The sequence below is a fragment of the Pedobacter miscanthi genome (assembly GCF_003315595.1).
Classification (GTDB): domain Bacteria; phylum Bacteroidota; class Bacteroidia; order Sphingobacteriales; family Sphingobacteriaceae; genus Pedobacter; species Pedobacter miscanthi.
In genome coordinates, this window is the sequence record NZ_QNQU01000009.1 from 217,021 (window position 1) to 241,626 (window position 24,606).

At 39.0% G+C, this 24,606-nt stretch carries 24 protein-coding genes; 4 read left to right on the forward strand and 20 right to left on the reverse strand.

Going from position 1 to position 24,606, the window contains the following annotated elements:
* Positions 1-4: 4 nt before the first annotated feature.
* Together DRW42_RS12430 and DRW42_RS12435 are read right to left on the reverse strand one after the other, a co-directional pair.
* Positions 5-739 carry a M90 family metallopeptidase gene (locus DRW42_RS12430; protein WP_341866231.1) on the reverse strand — a complete coding sequence of 245 codons (735 nt, stop codon included), beginning with the start codon at positions 737-739 and terminating at the stop codon, positions 5-7.
* A 115-nt stretch (positions 740-854) separates the two neighbouring features.
* Positions 855-1,880: a Gfo/Idh/MocA family oxidoreductase gene (locus DRW42_RS12435; protein ID WP_113949142.1), complete on the reverse strand. Its 1,026-nt coding sequence runs from the start codon at positions 1,878-1,880 to the stop codon at positions 855-857.
* Positions 1,881-1,986: 106 nt separating this feature from the next.
* On the opposite strand from DRW42_RS12435, the gene DRW42_RS12440 reads away from it, so the two are divergent.
* Positions 1,987-2,331, forward strand: a complete 345-nt coding sequence (locus tag DRW42_RS12440) for a hypothetical protein (RefSeq protein ID WP_090504033.1) — start codon at positions 1,987-1,989, stop codon at positions 2,329-2,331.
* 597 nt (positions 2,332-2,928) lie between these two features.
* Here DRW42_RS12440 and DRW42_RS12445 read toward each other — a convergent pair.
* The 4 genes from DRW42_RS12445 to DRW42_RS12460 all read right to left on the reverse strand — a co-directional run bounded on the left by DRW42_RS12445 (position 2,929) and on the right by DRW42_RS12460 (position 7,296).
* A complete protein-coding gene (locus DRW42_RS12445) occupies positions 2,929-3,606 on the reverse strand; it encodes a YiaD family glycine zipper/OmpA-like lipoprotein (protein WP_113949143.1) in 678 nt (225 codons plus the stop codon).
* Positions 3,607-3,782: 176 nt separating this feature from the next.
* Entirely contained in the window at positions 3,783-4,475 is a 693-nt protein-coding gene (locus DRW42_RS12450; protein WP_113949144.1) for an ABC transporter ATP-binding protein, read from the reverse strand.
* Positions 4,476-4,477: 2 nt separating this feature from the next.
* A complete protein-coding gene (locus DRW42_RS12455; RefSeq protein WP_113949145.1) occupies positions 4,478-5,950 on the reverse strand; it encodes a DUF5687 family protein in 1,473 nt (490 codons plus the stop codon).
* A gap of 65 nt (positions 5,951-6,015) precedes the next feature.
* Positions 6,016-7,296 carry a replication-associated recombination protein A gene (locus DRW42_RS12460; protein WP_113949146.1) on the reverse strand — a complete coding sequence of 427 codons (1,281 nt, stop codon included), beginning with the start codon at positions 7,294-7,296 and terminating at the stop codon, positions 6,016-6,018.
* 118 nt (positions 7,297-7,414) lie between these two features.
* Here DRW42_RS12460 and DRW42_RS12465 point away from each other — a divergent pair, with 118 nt between their 5' ends.
* Positions 7,415-7,795: a VOC family protein gene (locus tag DRW42_RS12465; protein WP_113949147.1), complete on the forward strand. Its 381-nt coding sequence runs from the start codon at positions 7,415-7,417 to the stop codon at positions 7,793-7,795.
* A 106-nt stretch (positions 7,796-7,901) separates the two neighbouring features.
* On the opposite strand, the gene DRW42_RS12470 is transcribed toward DRW42_RS12465, so the two are convergent.
* The 9 genes from DRW42_RS12470 to DRW42_RS29260 all read right to left on the reverse strand — a co-directional run bounded on the left by DRW42_RS12470 (position 7,902) and on the right by DRW42_RS29260 (position 16,214).
* On the reverse strand, positions 7,902-9,197 hold the full coding sequence (locus tag DRW42_RS12470; RefSeq protein ID WP_113949148.1) for an MFS transporter: 1,296 nt from the start codon (positions 9,195-9,197) through the stop codon (positions 7,902-7,904).
* A gap of 369 nt (positions 9,198-9,566) precedes the next feature.
* Positions 9,567-10,958 carry a histidine--tRNA ligase gene (gene hisS, locus DRW42_RS12475; protein ID WP_113949149.1) on the reverse strand — a complete coding sequence of 464 codons (1,392 nt, stop codon included), beginning with the start codon at positions 10,956-10,958 and terminating at the stop codon, positions 9,567-9,569.
* 73 nt (positions 10,959-11,031) lie between these two features.
* Positions 11,032-11,679 (reverse strand): LytR/AlgR family response regulator transcription factor, encoded by a 648-nt coding sequence (locus tag DRW42_RS12480; RefSeq protein WP_113949150.1) that lies wholly within the window; start codon positions 11,677-11,679, stop codon positions 11,032-11,034.
* On the reverse strand, positions 11,669-11,863 hold the full coding sequence (locus DRW42_RS12485; RefSeq protein WP_113949151.1) for a hypothetical protein: 195 nt from the start codon (positions 11,861-11,863) through the stop codon (positions 11,669-11,671). Before DRW42_RS12485 ends, DRW42_RS12480 begins: the two co-directional genes overlap by 11 nt.
* Before the next feature lie 226 nt (positions 11,864-12,089).
* A complete protein-coding gene (locus DRW42_RS12490; RefSeq protein ID WP_113949152.1) occupies positions 12,090-12,833 on the reverse strand; it encodes a LytR/AlgR family response regulator transcription factor in 744 nt (247 codons plus the stop codon).
* Position 12,834: 1 nt separating this feature from the next.
* Complete coding sequence (locus tag DRW42_RS12495) at positions 12,835-14,508, reverse strand: sensor histidine kinase (RefSeq protein WP_113949153.1); 1,674 nt, start codon at positions 14,506-14,508, stop codon at positions 12,835-12,837.
* Between the two features lie 302 nt (positions 14,509-14,810).
* Positions 14,811-15,161, reverse strand: coding sequence for a translation initiation factor (locus DRW42_RS12500; RefSeq protein ID WP_113949154.1), 351 nt, complete (start codon positions 15,159-15,161; stop codon positions 14,811-14,813).
* 170 nt (positions 15,162-15,331) lie between these two features.
* Positions 15,332-15,799, reverse strand: coding sequence for a diacylglycerol/lipid kinase family protein (locus DRW42_RS29255; RefSeq protein WP_244215260.1), 468 nt, complete (start codon positions 15,797-15,799; stop codon positions 15,332-15,334).
* 10 nt (positions 15,800-15,809) lie between these two features.
* Complete coding sequence (locus DRW42_RS29260) at positions 15,810-16,214, reverse strand: diacylglycerol/lipid kinase family protein (RefSeq protein ID WP_244215261.1); 405 nt, start codon at positions 16,212-16,214, stop codon at positions 15,810-15,812.
* Positions 16,215-16,437: 223 nt separating this feature from the next.
* On the opposite strand from DRW42_RS29260, the gene metK reads away from it, so the two are divergent.
* On the forward strand, positions 16,438-17,688 hold the full coding sequence (metK, locus tag DRW42_RS12510) for a methionine adenosyltransferase (protein WP_113949155.1): 1,251 nt from the start codon (positions 16,438-16,440) through the stop codon (positions 17,686-17,688).
* A 369-nt stretch (positions 17,689-18,057) separates the two neighbouring features.
* Here metK and DRW42_RS12515 read toward each other — a convergent pair whose 3' ends face one another.
* From DRW42_RS12515 to DRW42_RS12530, 4 genes are all read right to left on the reverse strand, one after another.
* Positions 18,058-20,169, reverse strand: a complete 2,112-nt coding sequence (locus tag DRW42_RS12515) for a peptidase domain-containing ABC transporter (RefSeq protein ID WP_113949156.1) — start codon at positions 20,167-20,169, stop codon at positions 18,058-18,060.
* A 6-nt stretch (positions 20,170-20,175) separates the two neighbouring features.
* Positions 20,176-21,333 (reverse strand): HlyD family secretion protein, encoded by a 1,158-nt coding sequence (locus DRW42_RS12520; protein ID WP_113949157.1) that lies wholly within the window; start codon positions 21,331-21,333, stop codon positions 20,176-20,178.
* A gap of 63 nt (positions 21,334-21,396) precedes the next feature.
* The gene (locus tag DRW42_RS12525) at positions 21,397-21,603 is read right to left on the reverse strand and encodes a bacteriocin (protein ID WP_086548660.1); all 207 of its coding nucleotides are present in this window, start codon (positions 21,601-21,603) and stop codon (positions 21,397-21,399) included.
* A 306-nt stretch (positions 21,604-21,909) separates the two neighbouring features.
* Positions 21,910-22,443: a biopolymer transporter ExbD gene (locus DRW42_RS12530; RefSeq protein ID WP_113949158.1), complete on the reverse strand. Its 534-nt coding sequence runs from the start codon at positions 22,441-22,443 to the stop codon at positions 21,910-21,912.
* Between the two features lie 518 nt (positions 22,444-22,961).
* On the opposite strand from DRW42_RS12530, the gene DRW42_RS12535 reads away from it, so the two are divergent.
* A complete protein-coding gene (locus DRW42_RS12535) occupies positions 22,962-23,309 on the forward strand; it encodes a hypothetical protein (protein WP_113949159.1) in 348 nt (115 codons plus the stop codon).
* Positions 23,310-23,350: 41 nt separating this feature from the next.
* On the opposite strand, the gene DRW42_RS12540 is transcribed toward DRW42_RS12535, so the two are convergent.
* Positions 23,351-24,553, reverse strand: a complete 1,203-nt coding sequence (locus tag DRW42_RS12540; protein WP_158544334.1) for a redoxin domain-containing protein — start codon at positions 24,551-24,553, stop codon at positions 23,351-23,353.
* Positions 24,554-24,606: the final 53 nt, after the last annotated feature.

Sequence of the window (24,606 nt, forward strand, 5' to 3'; positions counted from 1 at the left end):
CATATTAACCTGCCGGTTGTTGCGCAAAAATGCGGCTTAACTGAAAATACAATTCGGGGTGTTTATCTTTCAGCAACTCAGGTTTTTCGAAAAAATATTCTGATACCACTGCAAAAAACTCGGCTTCGTTGGTTGTGGCATAAGGGTTAATATCCGATTTATTATCCTCAATCCTAGCAATTTCCTCATGCATCATTTTTACCCAGGGCAAAGTATATTCGTGTGCCATTAAATTTTCCGGAATACCATCGGTTGCGCCATCCGATTTATCTAAGAGGTGAACAAATTCGTGTATGGCTGTATTTTCTTTACCTGCACTTTTAGAAAAACCATGGCGCAGCGCCGAACGCGATAAAATCATCTGCCCGTTCATATAACCTGTTCCTACCATGCCCATAATGTTTCTTTCTCCGCCCTCAAACTGAAAATCTTTGTTAAATGTATCCGGATACAATAAAACGCTGGTTAAGTTTTTGTATTGCCAATCATCAAAACCAAAAATAGGTATTACCGCACTTGAAGCAATTAACAGCTCATCCAAAGTGGTCATTTCCAAACCAACAGCCTCAATTTTAACACTGCTGAAAAATTCAGCTACTTTTTGTTCAAACCTAAGCTTGTCTGTCGAATCAAGATTATGGTAATAGCCCACATAATCATCCAATATTTTCTTATCTACATCGGTTAAAGGCTCAATAGCCACTTTCTTTTTCTTAAGGATAAGATAAAGGGCTATCAAAAAAATAGGGATGAGATAAGCAAATGGCAGCGAGTTCATAAAAGAGATTACACAGATTAAGGGATTACACCGATTTAAAAGATTATACCGATTTAAAAGATGGTACAGATATAGGTTAGCTTTCGATAATTTCTAGCTGGGCCAAAACATCTTCACGCGTAACGGGATAGGTTTTATTGTTTGTAATGGATTGATAAATGGCTTCGAAAAGCGGCAGGTAACTACCAACTTCCGATTTGATGATTTCTTCAGTTTTATTTCCTTCGGCATCAATGGTGGTTAACAAACCATCTTTACCTTCTGCCTCAATACCGTAACCTTCGTCTGTAAGTTTCATACCCGCCAGCAACTGTTCTTCCTGGATATCGGCCCTCTGTTTGATAAAACTTCCATCCACGCCATGTAACACAAAGGCGGCCTGCGGATCTACCACCAACATACTCGAGGTTACAAAAACATTTACGCTGTCAGGATAACTTAACTGGATGGTGAAATAATCATCCACCAAAGTACCTACCCTGTTTTTGCCCAAAATTTTATTAAAATTAAGTGGCTTACCGAATAAACTGATCACCTGATCTAAAAGGTGTGGACCTAAATCGTAAAGCAGTCCGCTGGCTTCTACGGGGTTTTCTTTAAATGCCTTTGGTCCGATTACATTGCGGTAACGATCGTAACGCAGGTGCATCTCGTTCAATTTACCGAGTTTACCGCTTTCGAGTACTTTTTTTACAGAAGTAAAATCACTGTCCCAACGGCGGTTCTGGTAAAAGAAAATCTGTTTACCAACGCTATCGGCCAGTTCGAAAAGTTCTTTTGCCTGTGCGGTAGTAGCCGTAAATGGTTTCTCCACTAAAATATGTTTATGCTTGGCTAATGCAGCCTTCGAATGTTCGTAATGTAAATTATTGGGTGTATTAACTACCACCAGCTCTATTTCATCATCATTCAAAAGTTCATCAACACTGTTATAACTTGTAATATCAGGGTAATCATTAACTGCATTTTTATTGCTGCGCTCTACAATAGCCTTTAAATTGAAACCACTGTGTGCATTTAAAAAAGGTGCGTGAAAAACCTTTCCCGACATGCCGTAAGCTAATAAACCTGCATTAATTGTGTTATTGGTATTCGTATCCATAGGTTATAAATGTAACCAAAAATACCATTATCATTCAAGCTTTAATGTTAAAAAGCCTAAACGTTTTACTTAAGGCTTACACGTTTTTACACTATCTTTGCGGGATATGAAACCGTCGGAGATTAATGCCAAATGGAAAGTTTTACAGGAAAGGATTTCAACAGAATTTGATTCGGATTTTCCTGATTTAAAGGTGATGCTTTTTCTTATCGGCGTTCAGGAACTGGGCAAGGGGCCAAAAAAATACAGCAAACGCCAGAAAGAAGAGCTGATGCACATTGCCACCTGCCGATTATTAAGCGAAATGGGCTTTTACGAACTGGAAGGTTTAGACCAGGACGGCTGGCCGCACTGGAAATTGATTAAAGCCATACCTCCTTACACCATGCTGGAGCAGGAAATGTTGATGAAATCACTTGTAGTGAGTTATTTCGAAGATATTTATTCTTAAAACCCGTAGTGCTGTCGGATGTTTCCATCCGACAGGTTTTTATAAATTGTATTTTTTATTTTTTAGAAAGCAAGGCCATTTGCATTTCTTAATGTTAACCGGGCTTTTCGCTGTATCCCGATGAAAAATCGGGGATGCCGCTTCAATCCCGTTTAGGGTCATTGTTTCCGTGCTATTATTTGAGGTTGCAGGTGCCCTGGAAAAACTTACGAAGTTGGCCCGGGCTTAACCTAAGGGGAACTTCGTAAGTTGTGCTTCCCCCCAAGTACCACATGCCCAAGTTAAATAAACCTGATAGCAGCGGCACGCAGTAGAGCGGATAGCAGGACTACCTTAACCGATATACACAGAACCTTGCTTTTCAAAAAACGTATAGAATTAAACATGCTGCGTGAGGCGAGCTAAGCTCTAACACTACTACTGGTAAATCCTTCGACTCCGCTCAGGATGACAAAACGAACGGAACAAATATTTGAAGCCCATTTTGTATGAGTTTTTTCAGCGTCAGATGGTAACATCTGACAACACAAAAAAACCCCGATGTGTCCATCGGGGCCGCATATATAATGACCTCATAGGTAGAGGGAATTTGCGAGATTATCCTTGTTTTTGCGCAGTTGCTTTTAACGCATCGTTAGCAACGATTACAATTTCTACGCGACGGTTAGCTGCACGGCCTGCATCAGTTTCGTTATCTGCAATTGGCTCGGCAAAACCTTTACCAATGGTAACCAATCTGCTTGCCGGAACACCTTGAGATACCGCATAAGCTTTAACAGCAGCTGCTCTTCTTTCTGACAGGCCCATATTATATTGTTCGGTACCACGGCTATCGGTATGACCGATAATTTTGATATCTGTATCAGGATATTGGTTTAATGATGAAGCTAAACTCTGTACGTTTGCTTTAGCAGCATCTTTTAAAGCAGTTTTATCGAAATCGAATAAAATACCACTATCAAATTTTACAATAATACCTTCGCCTTCACGAATTACCTCGGCATTAGGAATAGCTTTTTGGATTTCAGCAGCCTGTCTGTCCATTCTGCGACCGATAAATGCACCTGCTGTACCGCCGATAGCACCACCGATTAATGCACCAACTGCTGTATTACCGGCCTTTTTACCGATTAATGCACCAATTACACCACCTGCTGCAGCTCCGATACCGGCTCCTTTTTGTGTTTTAGTTAAACTATCACAACTTTGGAAAGCCATCGATCCTACTGCCAACCCTATACTTAATGTCGCTATTCTTACTTTTGAAATACTCATGATATGCTAGATTTATAATTTCTACCCGACATATTCAAACACAATGCCAAAAAAAGCCTGAAGCCTATTTTGCGCCCATTTTGATCAATTTTGGCTACAAACAGCAATCTTTTAGGCAAAAAAAGAGTCACGATTAGTCGTGACTCTGATATAATGTATCATTCTTAGTACAAAAACTAGGCAGAGAAATAATTCTCCAGCTCTTTTAGTGTATTTTCGTCTGTTTTAAAATCTTTGATTACTTGTCCTTTTTCTACCAGAACAATGCGGCTGCATACATCGGTAACGTGGTTTAAATCGTGACTGGAGATAAAAGTAGTCATATTGCCTGCCTGCTCCTTTAATAAATTTTTTAAACGGATCTGCGTTGTTGGATCGAGGTTGGCAAAAGGTTCGTCCAGGATTAAAATTTCCGGCTTTTGCATTAACGCTGCTGCAATGCCTACTTTAACCTGGTTACCCTTGCTAAAATCGCGGATGTATTTACCACTGTTCAGAATTTCGCCGTTAAAAAACTCCCCGTATTGGTTCAGGTAAGCAGAAACATCGGCCACACTCAGGTTGTGTAAACTGCCGATAAAAATAAAATACTCTTCGGGGGTTAAATAATCGATAAGGAAACCTTCGTCTAAAAACGATGCCGTATAATTTTTCCAGTTATCGTTCTGCATCACATTTTCTCCTTTTGATAAAACCTCGCCTGTAGTCGGGCGGATCAAATCTAAAAGCATACGGAAGAAAGTGGTTTTACCTGCACCGTTATTCCCTACCAACCCCACGGTTTCGCCGGCAGCAATCTGTAGATCTTCGATGTTTACAACGGTTTTATCGCCATAAACTTTTTGTAATTTCTTAACTTCTAAAATCATAATTATTCTCTAAAGCCTTCGGCTATTTTATATCGTTGTTTTTCAAGTCGTTTTGCAATGTAATTTACCCAGAAGCCCCGCAGCAGCAGCATCATCAATCCGAATATGCCCACCACGGCCAAACCCCAGTAAGGTTTATTTAAAATACCGAATGGCACATACATTAAAATAGGTGTAAGTGCGTAAGGGAACATTAACAGCCACTGTGTAGCACCTGTTCCCTGATAGTTAAAGCTTGCCGCTTTATTAATATCCAATCTTTTATAATTCAGAGTAGCGAGGTAAAGCACTACCACTGTTCCAAAACCGATATTGTATAAATAAGCAGCTAAATGCAGCAGCAATAGTTTCGGGCTTTTAAAGCCATAAAAACTTGCCAATAAAGTGATAATGGTACAGCCAATGGTAAAAAGCAGGAATTTAGCTTTAATAAAGTCTTTAAAATCTATTTTATTGGCCAATATCCCATCAAAATGGGCACTTTGCCAGGCAAACATAAACTGACCATAAATGATGATGGAAATTCCCGTCATAAATATGGCAGCAAACATCATCTGCCCAAAAGCATCTTTATTAATCGGCTCTTCTTTGTAAAAAAAGAATCCGTACAAAAGGAAAAAGAATCCCATAATCACCGCCGAACGGGGACGTTTATGGCGGAGAATTAATTTCAGCTCTAATGCGGCCAGCTCGCCAACCTTACCAAAACGGTTAAGGAAAGCATAATCGGTGCTGCCTTTTTTCTCCTGTTTTTTACTTAACTCCTCTACGTATAAGTTTTTACGCAAAAAACCTGAGTTTATGTAAAAAATAGCAACAGCTGCCAGGGTAAAGGCAAAACCGTATAAGGGTTGAGCAACAATGGCCCTGAATACAAAATCGGACCCGGCCATGATTGAAATCACCTTGTAATATTCAAGGGCTGCAAAAGCTCCGATTAGAAGCATACCAACAAAAGTATACAAGGTATTGGTAATCGACTTGCGTTTAATATAAAGCACCAGGTAGTTGTTGAAAACCATAATCGAGAAGATTGTAACGATGTACATTACGGTTGTAACAGCTCCAAAGGCAGGTGCAATTTTGATAAAACAGAAAGGCAGAAAGATGAAAAAAGGCCAAAGGTTAAAGGCTGAAAACAATGCCTTAACATTTAAAAACCTGATGATTTTACTCCTGGATATCTTTAAATGCAGATACGGAATGATACTTAAAGTTGGTAGTTCCTGGAACTGCAGGCGCATGATAAAATCGAATGCGAAATAGTAGAGAATAATGCCGTTAAAACTTTTAACTACATCTTGCTTTGGGAAAAAGTACGTCAATATATGAACCATGCTCAGGCCCGCTCCGATTGCAAGCACAAAAAAATAGAGCAGAAAAAACCCCAGAACAATCTGGCCGGCAATACTACTGCCCCTGTTCCGCGAACGCCAGAAAGATTTTCTTTGATGGCTTAAAAAAGTACTCAGCATATTAAGTTTAGGTGTTTGATTTAGTTGATATGTTTATTAGTATGCATTCGATAAAAAATGTTACACTAATAATTGTATTTATCTTTCCAGTTCTGCCTTAGCTTTTCGCGCAGTTTCTCTTCTGCTGCATTTTTACCCGGATCGTAAAGTTTTGTGCCGCTTAATTCTTCCGGAAAATATTCTTGTGGCGAAAAATTTCCTTCATATCCGTGCGAATACTGGTAATCTTTTCCATAACCGATGTTTTTCATCAATTTGGTTGGCGCATTGCGGATATGCAAAGGTACAGGCAGATTTCCGGTTTGTTTAACCAAAGCCTGTGCTTTGTTAATGGCCTCGTAAGAAGCATTGCTTTTCGGCGAGCTGGCCAGATAGGTTACACATTGAGATAAAATAATCCGTGCCTCGGGATAACCGATTACATTTACCGCGGTAAAACAATTGTTGGCCAGTAAAAGTGCATTTGGATTGGCATTGCCGATATCTTCTGAAGACAAAATCAGTAACCTGCGGGCGATAAATAAGGGATCCTCCCCTCCTTCAATCATCCGCGCCAGCCAATAAACGGCTGCATTTGGATCGCTTCCCCGGATGGATTTAATAAAGGCTGAAATGATATCGTAATGTTGTTCTCCTGCTTTATCGTATAAGGCAAGGTTCTGCTGGGCATGTGCTAATACGTTTTCGTTGGTGAGCACCATTTTATTCCCGCCAATACCGTTGATGGCTATTTCGAGCACATTTAACAATTTACGGGCATCGCCACCAGATAAACGAATTAAGGCTTCATGTTCTTTTATCGTGATCTTTTTCTGTGAGAGGATGGTATCCTTTTTAATGGCTGTTTGCAACAAACCCGCCAATTCCTCTTCGGTTAAAGATTTTAAAATATAAACCTGACACCGGGAAAGCAAAGCGGAAATAACCTCGAAAGATGGATTTTCGGTTGTTGCACCGATCAGGGTAACCAAACCTCTTTCTACTGCGCCGAGTAAACTATCCTGTTGCGATTTGCTAAAGCGGTGAATCTCATCAATAAACAAGATGGGCAGGCCTAAAAAGCTGTCTTTAAGTTGCGCTGCACGATCAATAACCTCGCGGATATCTTTCACACCGCTGTTGATGGCACTCAGGTTAAAAAATGGCCTGTCTAAAGCCTGCGAAATGATATAGGCCAAAGTCGTTTTACCTACACCAGGAGGGCCCCAGAAAATCATCGATGGCAGCTGACCGCTTTCGATGGCTTTACGTAACACGGCACCTGCTCCTACCAAATGCTGTTGACCAACATATTCATCGAGGTTTTGAGGGCGCATACGTTCGGCTAAAGGAGGCAGGTTTTGCATAACGGTAAATATATAAAAATTGATTATTTTGTTGGTCGATAGTTACTAACCAAATATCGGAGGCATAAATCCTTTAGCTAAAACAAAAGGGCGGATGCTTTAGTTCTAATTTATTATTATGGACATCAAAAATCTAGATCACCTTGTATTAACTGTTGCCAATTTAGAAAGCACCTGTAAATTTTACAGTGTTGCTTTAGGCATGGAAATTATTGAGTTTGGCGAAAACAGGAAAGCACTAAAATTCGGGAATCAAAAAATCAATCTCCATCAGTATGGGGCAGAGTTTGAGCCAAAAGCATTTAAACCCATGCCTGGCACTGCCGATTTATGTTTTGTTACTGATTTTCCGCTGCGCGAAGTGATGCAGGAACTAAAGGAGAAATGCATCGAAATTGAAGAAGGGCCAGTAGAACGGACCGGAGCAAACGGAAAGATTATTTCCGTTTATTTACGCGATCCGGATATGAATTTAATTGAAGTGAGTAATTATTTGTAGTTTGACGTCACCCTGAATTTATTTCAGGGTCTTATCTTTCCCTTGATAGATGCTAATCCCGAGGACTCGGGACAGCATGACAACATCTCCGCATTCTGCTCGCAAATTAATCCTCTATCTTCGAATGATGCTTGGTATCTTTCATGGTGGTATATAAAATCAATGAGATTAAAATACAACCGGTTACATACCAATAGAAATAACTTTCGTGACCGATATTTTTAAACCAAAGTGCAAAATATTCAGCTGTTCCGCCGAAAATGGCAACAGTTAGCGCATAAGGTAAACCCACACCCAAAGCCCTGATTTCTGCCGGGAAAAGCTCGGCCTTCACCACAGCATTGATGCTGGTATAGCCGCTTACAATAATCAAAGCACCAATCATCAATAAAAATATAATCGTTTTATCGGTTTCTCCGGCTAAGCCCGTTAAGATTGGATAAGTGCATAACGTCCCTAAAACACCAAAACCAATTAACAAAGGTTTGCGTCCAATTTTATCAGATAACAAACCGAATAAAGGCTGCATAATGGCAAAAACCAGCAAAGAAATAAAAGATAAAGTGGTAGAGGTTTCTTTACTCAGATGGACGGTATTGACCAGAAATTTTTGCATATAAGTGCTAAACGTATAAAAGGCAATGGTACCACCTAAGGTTAAACCCACTACTGTAAAAACCTCTTTAGGATATTTCAATAATACGGCAATGCCCCCTTTTTTATCTGCTGAACTTTTGCTTTTAAAAGCAGCTGTTTCATCAATGTGCCTGCGCAGGTATAATGCGATAAAAGAAAGGATGGCTCCAATAAAAAAAGGAATCCGCCAGCCCCAGGCGTGTAACTCTTCGGGGCTAAGCAACCAGTTCTGTAAGATCAGTTGAATGCCTAAAGCCAACAATTGTCCGCCAATTAGGGTTACATATTGAAAACTCGAATAAAAACCACGGTGTTTTTTGGTGGCCATTTCGCTAAGGTAAGTAGCCGAAGTACCATATTCGCCGCCTGTACTTAATCCCTGTATCAATCGTGCAAAAACGAGTAATAATGGCGCGGCAATACCAATCTGTTTATAACCCGGCGTTAAACCGATAATCAATGATCCGATGGCCATAATCAATACAGAAATGGTCATGGAGCGTTTTCTACCCAGTTTATCAGCAATGCTGCCAAATAACCAGCCACCAATGGGCCGCATTAAAAAACCTACTGCAAAAATACCTGCGGTATCCAATAATTGTGCTGTAGGATTGCTGTTTGGGAAAAATACGGGGGAAAAATAAAGTGCAAATGCAGAATAGGTGTACCAATCGTACCATTCAACCAGATTACCAACAGAGCCACCAAATATTGATTTCAACCGGTATTCTACATCTTTGATTTCTTTTTGTTGTATTTCTTGCATGTTTGAGACGGAGTGAATTTTGAATGACTGAATGATAGAATGATTGAATTAATCAGCAGTGTTAATCAAAAATATGATAATTTATGAAGAAACAATATGTTTGGATACAAAGGCAAAGACACTGAATAGATTGTATACAGGAAGATTTTAGGCTATCGTCATCTCGAGCGGAGTGTAACGTAGTCGAAAGATCTATCAAGGCAGATCTCTCCCTGCCCGAAGCAGGTGGGCATTCCACAGCGTTCCAGTCGAGATGACGATTTACAGATAGGAAATGAATAACTGAAGAAAACGCAAAGATCGCAAGGGCTGCCCCCCATTAACACTCCGGGTTTCTTAGCAACAACCTTTGCGGTAAAAATCCGAAACCTACTTCAACAACTCCAAAATACCCAAAACATTCAGCTTTTTCTGCTCTCCGCTTTGCATATTTTTTAAGGTAAGTTCTCCGCTGGCAATTTCATCACCGCCAATTAAAATTACATAAGGGATATTTTTGGCATCAGCGTAGGCCATCTGTTTTTTAAGTTTAGCCGAACTTGGGTACAACTCTGCCGATATACCTGCATTTCTAAATTGCTGAACAATCGGCAGGGCATATTTTTCAGCTTCTGCATCAAAATTACTGATCAAAACTTTTGTACCCACTTCTGCAGAGGCAGGGAAAAGATTCAGTTCTTCCAATACATCGTAAATGCGGTCGGCACCGAAAGAAACACCTACGCCTGTTAAATCTTTTAAACCGAACATTCCGGTTAAATCATCATAACGGCCACCACCACCAATACTGCCCATGGCAACTTCGTTGGTTTTTACTTCGAAAATACAGCCGGTATAATAATTTAAACCACGTGCTAAAGTAATATCAAGTTCCAATTTAGCTGTTAATGGCAAAGCATAAGAAATGAGGCTATCTACATATTCAAAAACCTGCTCAATTTCGGCAATACCTTTTAAACCCGTTTCTGATTGTGCTAAAACATCTTTAAGGCTGGCCAGTTTTTCTTCGTTACTTCCTTCAAGTAAAATTACCGGACGGAGTTTTTCGAGGTCAGCTTCGGTAAAACCTCGCTCTAAGAGTTCTTTACTTACGCCATCCAAACCGATTTTATCCAGTTTATCGATAGCAACCGTCATATCGATAATTAAATCAGGTTTACCAATAATTTCGGCAATACCCGACAAAATCTTCCGGTTATTAATTTTAATGCTGAAATCTTTTAAGCCCAGCTTGCTTAAGGCTTCGTTATAGATTAAGATAAATTCGGCTTCGTTTAATAAACTTTCCGAACCTACTACATCCACATCACACTGGTAAAACTCACGGTATCTGCCTTTTTGCGGACGGTCTGCACGCCAAACCGGCTGCACCTGGAAACGCTTAAATGGCAAGGTGATTTCGTGCTGGTGCATCACCACATAACGTGCAAAGGGCACCGTTAAATCGTAACGCAGGGCTTTTTCAGAGATTAAAGGGATTAGCTTATTACTATTGTCCTCATTGGCAAAATCGAATGATTTCTTTTTAGGATCTTTAAGAAACTCGCCGCTATTTAATATTTTAAAAATCAATTTATCACCTTCATCGCCATATTTCCCTGTCAAAGTAGAAAGGTTTTCGAAACTTGGGGTCTGGATTTCGGCATAACCATATTTTCTGAAAACCGTTTTGATGGTATCATAAATAAAATTGCGTTTTACCATTTCTACGGGAGAAAAATCGCGGGTACCTTTTGCTAATGAGGGTTTAATAACTGACATAGCCGCAAAAGTACAAAAATGTACTGTAATGCCTAAACCTCGCAGGTTTTCGTAAAGTGCGAGGTTTTTACGGCTACTTTCCCAACATTTCCTTTACCAGTTCCCTATTGGGTTTACTCACCGGAATTTTATCGCCATTATCCATTAGGAGCGTTCCGCCATCTTCTTTTAACCAGCTCTTAACAAATTTTGGGTTTACGAGATGGCTTTGGTGCGCACGAACAAAGCCCTGGGGTTTAAGCAGATCGGAATACTCTTTCAGTGATTTTGAGATCAACAATTGGTCGCNCTCTTTCAGTGATTTTGAGATCAACAATTGGTCGCCATCGCTAAAAAAGAAATTGGTATAGTTGTTATCGGCTTCGCACCTTATAATTTCTTCAGGACTAACATACCTGATTTCGTTCTGCTGTGGCAATGCAATCCGGCCATTTACCTTAACATCTTCTTTTTTATCAACCTTTTCCTCTACAGTCGGATTTTGATAGGCCGTGGGCGGAGTAAAATTTATAGCAACGTTATTAGGTGCTATTTGAGGCTGTGAACGGCTTTTTTTGATCAAATAGTAGATCAGCATAATCACTCCAAAAATGAAAGCTAAAAACAAAATGCCCACTACTAAAAGTATAATTATTTCGGCCGTGCCCAACATAGCGGCACGAGCAATCTGAATGCCAAATACAAGTATAAAAATCAACCCAAAAATTATTCTATTTCTCATTTTTAGTAGTCTTCGTCTTTTTAATTAAATGTAAACATAATAAAACAAAACCGGTCACGCCAGCAATTGCAATAAAGCCTACAATCAACAGAATAATCAGTTCAGGCGCACCGATAGTGACGGCGTGGGCTACCTGAATTCCAAAAGAAATAACAAAAAAGAATAAGATTAATAACTGTTTCATGTTGATTGTTTTAAATGTTTAACGAAAGTAGTTAAGCGCTATACATTTAAAAACCAACATTGAGGATCGAGCAGGTTTTGATGAGGATTAAAGGTTAAGCCTTTAGAATTAGTTATTGAAACCCAGTTTTTCTACACTAAACCTCGCAGGTTTAATTCGAGTATTAATTTTTTTATCGCCCTCATTGATGGCTTCGCCGTTTAAAAACCTATGGGATTTGAAATAACTACTTTCCCAACATTTCTTTTACCATTTCCCTGTTCGGTTTACTAACCGGAATTTTATCGCCATTATCCATTAGCAGCGTTCCGCCATCTTCTTTTAACCAGCTCTTTACAAATTTTGGGTTTATGAGATGGCTTTGGTGCGCACGAACAAAGCCCTGGGGTTTAAGCAGATCGGAATATTCTTTTAGCGGTTTCGAAATCAGGATTTTATCGCCATTGCTTAAAAAGAAAAAAGTATAGGTATTATCGGCTACGCAACGCACAATATCATTAACCGATACGTAGCGGATTTCGTGCTGCTGGGGCAGAGCAATTTTCGGACTGCCGGGTTCACTCTTTTTAATCTGGCTCAATAGAAAATTGAGCTGTTCACCATTTATTTTATTCCTGAACCTGATTTCTGCTTTTTCTACCGCTGCTTTCAACTCTTCGGGGTCTACAGGTTTGAGCAGATAATCCAATGCCGCAAATTTTACCGCCTGAATACCATAATTATCATAAGCGGTTACAAATACCACTTCAAAAGTTTTCTCATTTAGCAGATTTAACAGGTCGAAACCCGTTCTTTTACCCATCTGGATATCCAGAAAAAGTAAATCGGGATGATGTAGGGTAACCTGAACTAAAGCCTCATCGACGTTGCTTGCACTTGCCACTACTTTAATATCAGGGCAATGTTTATGAAGTAAAATCTTAAGATTTTCTAAGTTGGCTACTTCATCATCTACTAAAATTGCCCGCATTTTACAACCATTGATTAATTGTGACCTGAATTAAAGTTCCTTCTGCATCGGCTTTTATCGCTAATAAAAAAGGAGTTTCCTTATAAATCGAATTCAGTAAAGATATCCTGTTTTTGGTCAATGCCAAACCCAAACCAGCATAATCTTTTACTGTATCAAAGCCATCGCCATTATCCTTTACACTCAATATCAAGTCTGTCTCCGCTTTTATAAAACTGATTTCAATTTTGCCATCATTTCCTTTCTCTGCAATACCGTGTTTTACAGCATTTTCTACAAAGGGCTGTAACAACATCGCGGGGATTTCGATATTCTCCACATCCAGATCAGGCGAAGCAGTAATATGATACTGAAATCCGAAGCGTAATTGCTCCATTTGCAGATAATCGTCCAATAGGGTCTTCTCTGATGTTAAACTGATAAGTTCCTTATGGTCCAGTACATTACGGGTTAAGCGCGCAAATTTGGTAAGGTAACGGTTGGCATTATCAATTTCGTTTTTGTTCATCAGGTTTTGGATACCTGCAAGTGCATTGAACAAGAAGTGTGGATTCAACTGCGAACGAACTGATTCTAATTGCAGTTTGGCAATTTCTTTATCTCTGTGCTGTAAAGCCAGTTTTTTAGATTCTTTCTTTTTGATGTAGGTTAGGGTCGCACCAAAAATTGCGCCGCCTATCGCACATAATATTAAGCCATAAATAATGAGCTGCTTTTCGGAAAAAAGCCTGGCTTTCTTTTCAATAATTGTAAACCCAAATGAAGTACCGGGCGGTGTCCAACTTGTACCTCTTGGCAAATCCATTGATCTATAAATTTCAGGGGCAATCGTAACTAAATATATTCCCGGTTTTTTAAAATACTCGGCGTCGATTATCATATTTGAATTGCGCCAATTATCAGCAGTTAGAACGGTTTCTTCAGGATAATCACTGCTATACCTCGTTATTTTTAATTTATAAATAAAATCAACCCCTGTATTCATCATTCTTATAGCCATGCTTTTAATACTATCGTTAACAACAATGCTATCGCCAGCTTTAAATGGTAACTGTTTAAGAAAAAACGCTTTTCTGCCTTTATTCCTAACCAAATCTATCATTTCTCTAGCGGATAAACCCCGTATATTAACTGATGATGAAAGAATAGTTTTATCCAGTATTCTAGGAGTTAAAAGTGGTTTATTATGAATGATTATAGTGTTTACTTTAAATTTTTGAGGCAGTTTGTACACTTTTACAGTAATGTTTTTGCCAACAACATTATAATCGCCTAAACTCATTGTGTAGTAACCCGGAAAATCACTTTGGCTATTCCATATAAAATTTATCTTGCTTGGAACTGCATCATCGACGAGAAAAACACTATCGTTCTCAATAATCGAATATCTATAATATTTTAAACTGTCTTTATGAATCCTCATCTCCAGATGTATATTTTCTGCCTGCCCCAGAAAAACATTGTTTTTTAATGGATCGCCTGATTCAAGGTTGCCAATAGAAATCCACTTGGTTCTTTCATCAATCCGCAGCGATACCGGACAGTTTGAATATGGACTGCTAATGCCATATAACATCGAATTACCATTCGCTTCACTCAAGAAAATGTCCTTTTTTTCCTGGCCAAATGATTTTAGTGATAAACAAAGAAGAAGTAGGTGAATTATTTTTTTCATGCGTTTAATTTTTCATAAACATCTTGCAAAAAATCTGCTTAGGAAATATTAAAACAGGATATGGTTTAGATAAACTAGTAAAAGGTGGGGTTGGAGCAGTATTTATATTGTGGAGGAATGAGGTTTTTTGAATATACTGCAATTCATATTTATAAAAAGGTTCATCATTGCGAGGCACGGCCTGTTCCGTTTTACGGAAAAGCAATCTTAAATCACATGATAGTGTAGCGATCGTTGTAAGATTGCTTTGTCGGCTGAGAAAGCCTCCTCGCAATGACGACTATTTCAGGAGGATATTTCTACTAGCCCCCAGCTTTTTTTACCTTATATCCGTCTTTTTGCAATATGCCCATTACTTTATCGCGTACATCGCCCTGGATCATAATTTCGCCATCTTTAACCGAGCCACCTACGCCACATTTGGTTTTAAGCATTTTACCTAATACCTCCAGATCCTCAGATCTTCCTTTAAAACCTGTAATTAAAGTTACTGCTTTACCACCACGGTTCTTTTTATCGAGCATTACCCTTAAATCCTGCTGATTGTTGGGCGAGGTAACGGTATCATCAACTTCTTCTTCGTATTCGAATTCGGGATTGGTAGAATACATAATTCCGCCAAGATCGCTTAAACTATTTTTCTTTGGTTTCATGTTTTGTAAAAGGGGTTCAAAGGTTAATCGGTTAATTGTTGAAATCGGTTAACTGACTAATGGTTCACTGGCAATTAGTTCATTGGTCATTCGTCGATCCTTTGTTGATAACTGCAAATTGTAAACTAAAAACTGTTTATTGGTTCATCGCCATCCGCTTAGCGCCCCACTCAGGGAACAATTACTTTTAATGAGAGTGGATTTACTACCGCGTGGATCTCAGTTCCCATTTGTAAAGGTTCGCCATCCACATGTACGGCTCCTTCTTTCTCCCTAATAATTTTAATATTTTTCCCTTTGATAATTTCAATCATATCTGATGTTTCGGCCTTGCCCCTCAACATTATATAACCCAAAACAGGTAATTTTATTATCGGAAAAGGTTTAATGATGCAAACATCCAGCAAGCCATCTTTTACCGAGGCATTGGGTGCAATGTAAACATCGTTACCATACTGCGATGAATTGGCAATACTGATCGCAAAAGCTCTTCGGCTATATTCAGTTCCATCAATATTAAGCTGATAGGTTTGAGGTTTGTAGTTAAAAACCTCTTTAAAACCCAGTTTTACATAGCCCGATAAGCCACGTTTTTTATCTTTCGAAAAAACAGAACTTAAATGGGCATCAAATCCCATCCCCGCCAGGTTAAAAAAAACATTTGTTGTTAAACTCGGCGGTATCAATCTCATCAATTTTAAAATTATTGATGATGGACAGTGCGTACCTTAAATTTTTAGAAATATTTAAAAACCGGGCCAGTCCATTTCCCGATCCCAACGGCAAAACACCCAAAATTTTATTGTGCTTTAATACTTTGCCCGCCACTTCATTAATGGTGCCATCGCCACCTGCAGCAACAATTACATCAAAATTTTTAGTTGCGGCTTCGTCGGCAAGTTCACTGGCGTGACCAACATATTCGCTAAAAACAAAATTCGGACTAAACTTTTCCTTATCCAGGTATTTATCGATAAAATCGGGGATACGCAGCTTCCCCCTCCCACCAGAGATAGGATTAATGATAAAGAGGATATTGATCTTTGTGTGCAAAGTGTAAGAATGAATGCACAAAATAATCTATAATTTTTGAAATAAAGAAAATATGCTAATTTTGCGACAGTAAAAAGTGGATTGATTTGCTATCCCGACACCTCGGGACCGGATTGCAACCACTTAAAAAAATTGCTAATGCCTCCTTTCAATCATTTAACCACCTGTTTCCAAGGGGTTTGGCAATTATAAATTTGTTTATTTATCATTAATTATTTAATAAATGTCATATTTATTTACATCAGAATCTGTTTCTGAAGGTCACCCAGATAAAATCGCCGATCAAATTTCGGATGCATTAATTGATAACTTTTTGGCTTTCGATCCGGAATCAAAGGTAGCTTGCGAAACTTTGGTTACTACCGGGCAGGTTATTTTGGCGGGTGAAGTAAAGTCTAAAACATATTTAGATGTACAACAAATTGCACGTGATGTGATCAAAAAAATTGGTTACACCAAAAGCGAATACATGTTTGAGGCTAACTCTTGTGGTATTTTATCGGCTATACACGAGCAATCGCAGGATATTAACCAGGGTGTAGACAGAAGCAATAAAGAAGATCAGGGTGCCGGCGATCAGGGGATGATGTTCGGTTACGCTACTAACGAAACCGAAGATTACATGCCTTTGGCATTAAATCTTTCGCATAAATTATTACAGGAACTTGCAGTTTTACGTCGCGAGAACAACGAAATTAAATACCTGCGTCCTGATGCAAAAAGCCAGGTTACGTTAGAGTATGATGATAACAACAAACCGGTTCGCATTGATGCTATCGTAATTTCTACGCAGCACGATGATTTTGATGAAGAAACTGCAATGCTGGCTAAAATCAAAACCGACCTGGTTAACATTTTAATCCCAAGAATTATCAAAAGCAATCCGCAATATGCGCATTTGTTTAGCGATAAAATCGAATACCACATTAACCCAACTGGTAAATTTGTAATTGGCGGCCCGCATGGCGATACCGGCTTAACCGGCAGAAAAATCATTGTAGATACTTACGGTGGTAAAGGTGCCCACGGTGGTGGTGCTTTCTCGGGTAAAGATCCAAGTAAAGTAGATAGAAGTGCTGCTTATGCTACACGCCACATCGCTAAAAATTTAGTGGCCGCAGGTATTGCCGACGAAATTCTGGTTCAGGTATCGTATGCTATCGGTGTTGCAAAACCAATGGGTATTTACATCAACACTTACGGAACAGGTAAAGTGGGTAAAACTGATGGCGAGATTGCTAAAATTGTTGAATCGATTTTTGATATGCGCCCTTATTTTATTGAGCAACGTTTAAAATTAAGAAACCCGATTTATAGCGAAACTGCTGCTTACGGACACATGGGCCGCACGCCAGAAACGGTTACCAAAACTTTCAGAACACCAAACGGTGAAGAAAAAACGGTTTCGGTTGATCTGTTTACCTGGGAGAAATTAGATTACGTAGACCAGGTTAAAGCTGCTTTCGGTATTTAATTTTTAAATAAATTTATAGAAAAGGCGTTTTGCAATGTTGCAGAACGCCTTTTTTTTTGCAAAACTCACGAAGTGTGCACGGGTCAATGCAATGGCAGACTTCGTAAGTTGAGATAAGCTCTTTTTTTGAAAAGCAGGTTTTTTTGCTCATCGGTTCCGAAAGTCCCGCCATGCGCTTTACCTCACTGCGTTCGGTGTACGCTACTGTCGGGTTTATTTAACTAAGGTATATGGTTCTTGGAGTTAAAAAACCCTGCGCTAAACTTACGAAATTGGCTTGAGCCATGTTAAAAACACGAAACGTTCCTATGGAACGAAAACGCCAATCTACAATTGGCTACCTATGAAGCGTTCCTACGGAACGCCTTGTTAGGCTAAAAGGTATTTCAGCTCGCGGTGGCTGCCCTCTTCTACCACAACACCTTTATCAAGCACAATAATTTTATCGGCATTATTCAGCGTGCTCGATCGATGGGTAATTACGATTACAGTTTTTTCATCAGCTTTTAAAAGCTCAATCATCCGCTGTACATGCTGCTCCGAAACCGAATCGAGTGATGAGGTGGCTTCGTCTAATATTAAAATTTCCGGATCGCGGTATAAAGCCCTTGCAATAGCAATCCGCTGCCGCTGTCCGCCTGATAACGATGTTCCGTTTTCTCCCAGATAAGTCTGAAAACCTTTCGGTAAAGCTTCAATAAAACCAATCAGTCCCAGCTTGGTGGCGATATCGATAATCCTTTGCATATCCGGTTCTTCTTCGCCGATGGCAATATTTTCGATTACGTTACCGGCAAATAAATCAATTTGCTGTGGCACTACCGATACCATTTTGCGGAGCGAGGAATTGGTGATGTATTTGAGGTCGTATTTACCAATGCGTACATTACCGGCCTGGATTGGATAAATATTCTGCAGAATCGACATTAAAGTCGATTTTCCTGAGCCGCTCTCCCCCACAATGGCCGTAAATTTGCCCTGTGGTATAGTTAAATTCAGATTTTCGAAAACAGGCAGCCTTGCACCATAGCGGAAGGAAACATTTTCGAAATGGATATCGCCAATTTTATCTGTAGTCAACTCAATCTGGTTTTCGTCGCTTTCGCGTTCCAGATCCATAATTTCGAATAAACGGTCGGCAGCAATTACGGCATCCTGTACCGTTTTGTTCATACCGATTAATGAAGAAACCGGACCAGTAAAATAACCAATCAACGTGTAAAACGACAATAACTCTCCCGGCGTAATCGAATTGCTCAATACATAACCTGCACCAACCCAAAGCAGAATAATGGTAATCATCCTCGAAATAAATTCGGTAGAAGTACCCGATACCACGGCATTAATATTGGATTTAAAACCAGCCTGGAGCAACTTGATAAAACGAGTTTCGGTTTTTTCGTTAGCATGATCTTCGAGGCCGAAACGTTTAATGGTACCTACTGCGTTTAAACTTTCTACCAGTTGCGATTCGAGTTCGGCAGCATCTTCCATCAGCCTGCGCTGTGTACGTTTGTTAAACCGATCTGTAATCACATAAATCACAAAATACAGGGGAATAACGGTAAGCGTAATGAGTGCGAGTTTCCAGTAATAGGTAAACATCATGATGAACGAAAAGAAAACGATAAAAACGTTCACCACAAAATTGACACATACATCGTTTAAAAAAGTCCTGATTTTTACGGCATCGTTTATCCTCGAAATAATTTCGCCAACCCGCATGGTGTCGAAAAACTGCTGGGGCAAACGCAATAAGTGTTTGTAATAGCCTAAAATCAGCTGCGAATCAATCAACTGACCGGTTTTTAAAGTAAAAACTGTTTTTGCAGAGCCGATAAACATTTGCACCAATAAGATCACCATCATGGCAATACTCATCAGGTTAAGCAGGTTATGATTGCCATCTACCAGCACAAAATCGACTAGTTTCTGCACAAAAATAGAGGTTGACAAACCCAATACAGTATAAACAATTGCACCGAATAAAACCTGTGTCAGAATGCCTTTGTGCGGTTTAATCAAACTCCAAAATCTCCCCTGGATTGATTTTTTTTCATTGCCGATCTGAAAATTTTCTGATGGTAACAATAATACTAAAGCACCAGTCCATTCCTTTTTAAATTCTTCATGTGTTTTACGGCGCACTTTCCCATCCATAGGGTCCATCACCTCTATAAATTTGCTGTTTACCTTGTAAATTACTACATAATGCTGCAGGATATCGTTTACAATAATGTGGGCAATAGCTGGCGTAGGAATTTTAAATAAACTATCAAAAGGTGCTTTTACACCTTTTGCCTCAAAGCCTAATTTCTGGGCGGCCTCTACAAGGCCTAAAACGGTGGTTCCTTTTTTATCGGTACCTGCCAACTGCCTGATACGGGCAACTGCCAGATCCAATTTGTAATGCGAGGCGATTGAAGCCAAACAAGCTGCTCCACAATCTGTAATATCCCGTTGCTTTACTTTTGTACTCATTGCCTGCTATGTTTTTTGGATGAGGTTTGGGTTAACCCAATTGTCTACCTTATCGTAAAGTAATTGGTATAAACTGCGGTTGGTTACTTTAAAACGGGCGGTAAAGTTCATGCCTTTTTTAAGGTAGCCTTTATAACCGTTTTTTAATTTCAGGAAATTTTTATCCATTAAGCATTTTACCTTAAAAGCAGGTTGGCTATTGTTGAGAATAACAATGTCGTCCGAAATATCAATTACCTTACCCACGGCCAAACCCCATTGGTTATAGTTATAGGCATTGATCTGGAAGTGCACTTCCTGTCCTTTTCTAATTAAGCCGATGTCTGCAGGATTGATGTAACAATAAGCGGCCAAACCTGCATCGGGCGAAACCTCCCCAACTTTTTGGTTGGCAAATACATAAGCGCCCTGCTGTAAACCAACCAGGTTCTGTACCGAACCATCAATCGGTGCACGTAAAACGTATTGCTTTTTTTGTTCGTTCAGCTCGGCCTGCTGACCAGAAAGCTGGCGCAGTTCGTTGCGGAACCCGTTGGCTTCGGTTTGCCATTGGGTTTTATATTTGGTACGTACCATCAAATAAGCCGATTCGGCCTGCTCGAGTTCGTATCTGTATTTTTCGTATTCTGATTGCGTAAGCACTTTATTCTGATAAAGTTTATTATAACGCGCAAATGTGCTGGCTGCCTGTCTTTTTGTGATTCCGGCATTTTTTAATTCCTGCACATATTGTTGCCACGAAGCCGCGTACTGACCGGTTTGTAAATTGGAACCGCCATTAAACGACAGCAGGGCATTAATATCATGTAAAAATTGCGTAACCTGATTTTTACGGGTCTCTACCAGGGCATCCTGCTGTTTGGGTAAGCCAGCATCAATGGCCAAAAGGGTATCACCCTGTTTAAGTCTTTTATTGTCCGAAAGCCTGTATTCAATCAAACGGCCATTAACCGGCACAATAAGTTCTGTTTTTTCGATGGTAGATTGCAAAATGCCTGTACCATTTATGCTGATGGGAATTTTAATAAAGGGAAGGGCAATTAAAACCGTTAAAATTGCAACTACGGTAACAATGTATATTAACTGGTTTGATTTGCTGATGCGGGAGCGGTAAACAAGAGCGGTATTCGATATTCTTTCAGTGGAGTAGTTGGTTAGCGCCATATGGGATAGATTTTAAAGCATCCGTTATCCGGAAAACCCGAACAGCGGATGCGATAAATTTGCTTATAAACTCCAAACAAGTTTCAAAACATTGGTTACTGTTTTGTTTAAAAATGCTGAAGTGTCGGCGCCAACTGCATTTAAAGTTCCTGAAAGAGAAGCTAAAAGTTCGTTTAAAGTATTGTTAACAATACCACCACCTTCTACTTGTGACATTTCAGTTGTGTTCATTTCTTTAACACCAAGATTTTTTAATTCTAAACTTTTCATACTAGATTTTTTTGAGTTTTAAGATCCCTACTCTTTTAAGGCTTTTCGGGATGCGCCTGATGCTTGGCCAAACACTTCGACTAATGTAATCATATTAGCTATACAGATGTAGTATTAAGCATCTAACACAAACCTAACGATTAGTTAATCACCCTATAAAACCGCCTTAAACTTATCAAAAACGCAATATTCATTAAAAAACTAGCACATTAGTTCTCATATTCAATTTATTCATTAGCCATAAAACGTTTTATATTCTTTTTATTCGCTCAATAGCCACTCCTAGTACTCAAAAATGAGTAGTATTTAAAGTTGATTATTTTTCATAAAAATCAACTCTTTTTCTGCGAAATGATCATCGTCTATGCTATAAGATTTTATGTCCGCGATTTTCATTTCATCAATTACATCAACAAAATTCTGGAACTTAGCCGCCTTGCCAGGCTTGATGATTACAACCATGTATTTATCAGGCTTGTTTTGATGCGTAGTAGCAACCAGTAGTTTATTTGCACTAATTTCTTTTTGGAGATCCGTTACAGGAATCACTTTCATTTTTGCGCTTTCAATGGTTCCCATGTATGAAACCGCTTTGTTATCTTTCCCCAGTACGATGGTCATGGTGCGCGATTCGGGAAAAGGGGCAAAATCAATACAGTCTTCCTTAACAGGTTTAGCAATATCTGCAGCATTTAATTGGCTCAACGTCGTGGTGAGCATAAAAAATGTAGTTAATAAAAACATGAGGTCTACCATCGCGGTAAGATCTACTTTTGGTGTTGGTTTTTTGGTTCTTCCTTTTACGGCCTTGCCGCTTTGAGATTCGTTTAAAGTTGCCATAATAGTTCAGGTTTTTTTAATGATGATGACAACCCATATCAAATTGCATAAAAAAAGTAGTTAAATTTTTAAACCGCTTCAATATGTTTTGATTCCGATAGCTATTTTAGCGAGTGGACATAAGTCCAAATATTTTTCCCGCAAAACCACTGCGTTTTAGGTTTGCCGTTGCCAAATTGTTCTGTTTTGTAACTGTTTTCTGATTTCCCCTACGTGCGTTCTTCGATAAAACTTGTTTTTTATTTAAAGGAAGTTAGCGTAACATCTTATAAAGATATGCTTAAATGATAGGGTAGCTATTTTATGAAATGCAGTAATCGAAGACCCATTGACTTCGCCAGATGATAAATCGTGAATAACAGCATGGTAAAACCGGCTTAAATCTGGGTCCTTTTCTGTGCTATCTGTGGGAAACAAAAAACAAATCCGATCAATTAATTTTTAACCTCTATTAAAACCACTTGCCTGCAAAACCATTTCCAGTACCACTTGTTTAATCAGTATAAAATCGTAAAACTATGGAACAGCCAATTGCAATGAACACTTTGAGTCAAATTCTGGAGAAATTGAGGCTGAAAGGAAAAGATAACGAACTAAAAATATCCGATCACGGTAAAATGCAGAGTAAATCACTTGGCAAAATTTATAAACCTGAAGATTTAACCATTGTTAAAACCTATCGCTTTGAAGGCGATTCGGATCCGGCAGATAATTCTGTATTATATCTTGTAGAAGATAAGGATAAAAATATCGGGTATATACTGGATGCCTATGGTATCTATTCAGATAACGACGGACCATCGTTTGATGATTTTTTGAAAAAGATTCCAACTGAAAACAGGGATGAACAGGAACTGTTTAGTTAATGAAATTCTATCTGTAATGGCCCGGTTAACCGGGCCATTTTTTATTTGTAGAAAACCAGAACTTTTATCCTTCTGTCCTGTTTAACTATATCTAATCCGATATCATTAATCGATTTAAGAATGCCTTCTTTATTTCTCATCGCAACCTCTGTTTTAATGTTGTATCGTTTTGTTAAACCGGTTTCATCTACAACTGGCAAACTAAATTCATTACTCAGATAATCGTTTGCAAAGTTAGCTAATGTAGCACCCTGCCCGTCATAACCTTCCCCGCTAAAACCATAACTCAGTTTTTCATCAACTGATTCTTTTTGAGTAAAGTTTTTATTTATCAACGTATAAACAGGCATTACCCTGTATTCTACCCTCACCTTTACCGGAAGTAGTAATAAAAGTTTCTTCTGTAGGATCATCATTAAACTATCCCTTTCTTCGGGCCTAACCAGCAGGTCTAAAGAATAAAGTGTTTCTTTATGATCAAAATCAGACACTTCTTTTTCCGGAAGTTCGTAAATCAATTGTTTTTCAGAAACAACACCATAGGCATCTTTATATAAGGAAGCTATAGTGGCATTGGTAAAGCTTATCCTACGCCCATCAAAAACACTTTTATCGGTATACCGCTTACTTCCTGAATGCTGGCCCTTAATATAACCACGCAGTGAAAAACTATGGATTTGAGTAGAGTCGACGGCAAAAATATCATCGCTGCTATTTACGGGTTTCTCTTTAAATTCAGCTGTAGATTTTACTGCTAATCCTTTTACCAAGCGATCAATCATTTTTTGGTTAATCAAATCACTTTTAACCAAGGCTACAACCTTACCCTTCGCATCTACAATTGCACTTTGCCCTACATATGCAAACGCAAACAGTTTATAAAAAAATCCGGATGTATCACTACAGAGCCAAACCTTTGATGGTTTTTTGACCAGGTAATTGATAAGCCTCGAAGGCTTTTCGTCAGAAATACCGATTACCTGGATGCTTGCCGGATTATGCATTTGTAGTTTGGCCAAGGTATCCATTTCGGGAATACACGGACTACACCAGGTACCCCATAGGTTTAAGATATAGATCTTATTATCCTGCTTCTGTCCAAATTGAATAAACTTAACGGGCGAATTGATTAAGTTTTTGATCAATATATCAGGGAATTGATCACCAGCTTTGACCTGAATACCTTGTGCCATTACACTATGGGCATAAATAGATAATAATAGATTAAAAAATATTGCTTTCATCATTTTTTGTTTTACCAAAACTGAGCAAAACCCATTTTAAACTGTGTTATCAG

What these genes read in the sequence shown, in the direction of transcription:
- DRW42_RS12435 (WP_113949142.1), bottom strand. Translation starts at nt 1,880, where the DNA reads ATGGATACGAATACCAATAACACAATTAATGCAGGTTTATTAGCTTAC.
- DRW42_RS12440 (WP_090504033.1), top strand. Translation starts at nt 1,987, where the DNA reads ATGAAACCGTCGGAGATTAATGCCAAATGGAAAGTTTTACAGGAAAGG.
- DRW42_RS12445 (WP_113949143.1), bottom strand. Translation starts at nt 3,606, where the DNA reads ATGAGTATTTCAAAAGTAAGAATAGCGACATTAAGTATAGGGTTGGCA.
- DRW42_RS12450 (WP_113949144.1), bottom strand. Translation starts at nt 4,475, where the DNA reads ATGATTTTAGAAGTTAAGAAATTACAAAAAGTTTATGGCGATAAAACC.
- DRW42_RS12455 (WP_113949145.1), bottom strand. Translation starts at nt 5,950, where the DNA reads ATGCTGAGTACTTTTTTAAGCCATCAAAGAAAATCTTTCTGGCGTTCG.
- DRW42_RS12460 (WP_113949146.1), bottom strand. Translation starts at nt 7,296, where the DNA reads ATGCAAAACCTGCCTCCTTTAGCCGAACGTATGCGCCCTCAAAACCTC.
- DRW42_RS12465 (WP_113949147.1), top strand. Translation starts at nt 7,415, where the DNA reads ATGGACATCAAAAATCTAGATCACCTTGTATTAACTGTTGCCAATTTA.
- DRW42_RS12470 (WP_113949148.1), bottom strand. Translation starts at nt 9,197, where the DNA reads ATGCAAGAAATACAACAAAAAGAAATCAAAGATGTAGAATACCGGTTG.
- hisS (WP_113949149.1), bottom strand. Translation starts at nt 10,958, where the DNA reads ATGTCAGTTATTAAACCCTCATTAGCAAAAGGTACCCGCGATTTTTCT.
- DRW42_RS12485 (WP_113949151.1), bottom strand. Translation starts at nt 11,863, where the DNA reads ATGAAACAGTTATTAATCTTATTCTTTTTTGTTATTTCTTTTGGAATT.
- DRW42_RS12490 (WP_113949152.1), bottom strand. Translation starts at nt 12,833, where the DNA reads ATGCGGGCAATTTTAGTAGATGATGAAGTAGCCAACTTAGAAAATCTT.
- DRW42_RS12495 (WP_113949153.1), bottom strand. Translation starts at nt 14,508, where the DNA reads ATGAAAAAAATAATTCACCTACTTCTTCTTTGTTTATCACTAAAATCA.
- DRW42_RS12500 (WP_113949154.1), bottom strand. Translation starts at nt 15,161, where the DNA reads ATGAAACCAAAGAAAAATAGTTTAAGCGATCTTGGCGGAATTATGTAT.
- DRW42_RS29255 (WP_244215260.1), bottom strand. Translation starts at nt 15,799, where the DNA reads ATGGGATTTGATGCCCATTTAAGTTCTGTTTTTTCGAAAGATAAAAAA.
- metK (WP_113949155.1), top strand. Translation starts at nt 16,438, where the DNA reads ATGTCATATTTATTTACATCAGAATCTGTTTCTGAAGGTCACCCAGAT.
- DRW42_RS12515 (WP_113949156.1), bottom strand. Translation starts at nt 20,169, where the DNA reads ATGAGTACAAAAGTAAAGCAACGGGATATTACAGATTGTGGAGCAGCT.
- DRW42_RS12520 (WP_113949157.1), bottom strand. Translation starts at nt 21,333, where the DNA reads ATGGCGCTAACCAACTACTCCACTGAAAGAATATCGAATACCGCTCTT.
- DRW42_RS12525 (WP_086548660.1), bottom strand. Translation starts at nt 21,603, where the DNA reads ATGAAAAGTTTAGAATTAAAAAATCTTGGTGTTAAAGAAATGAACACA.
- DRW42_RS12530 (WP_113949158.1), bottom strand. Translation starts at nt 22,443, where the DNA reads ATGGCAACTTTAAACGAATCTCAAAGCGGCAAGGCCGTAAAAGGAAGA.
- DRW42_RS12535 (WP_113949159.1), top strand. Translation starts at nt 22,962, where the DNA reads ATGGAACAGCCAATTGCAATGAACACTTTGAGTCAAATTCTGGAGAAA.
- DRW42_RS12540 (WP_158544334.1), bottom strand. Translation starts at nt 24,553, where the DNA reads ATGAAAGCAATATTTTTTAATCTATTATTATCTATTTATGCCCATAGT.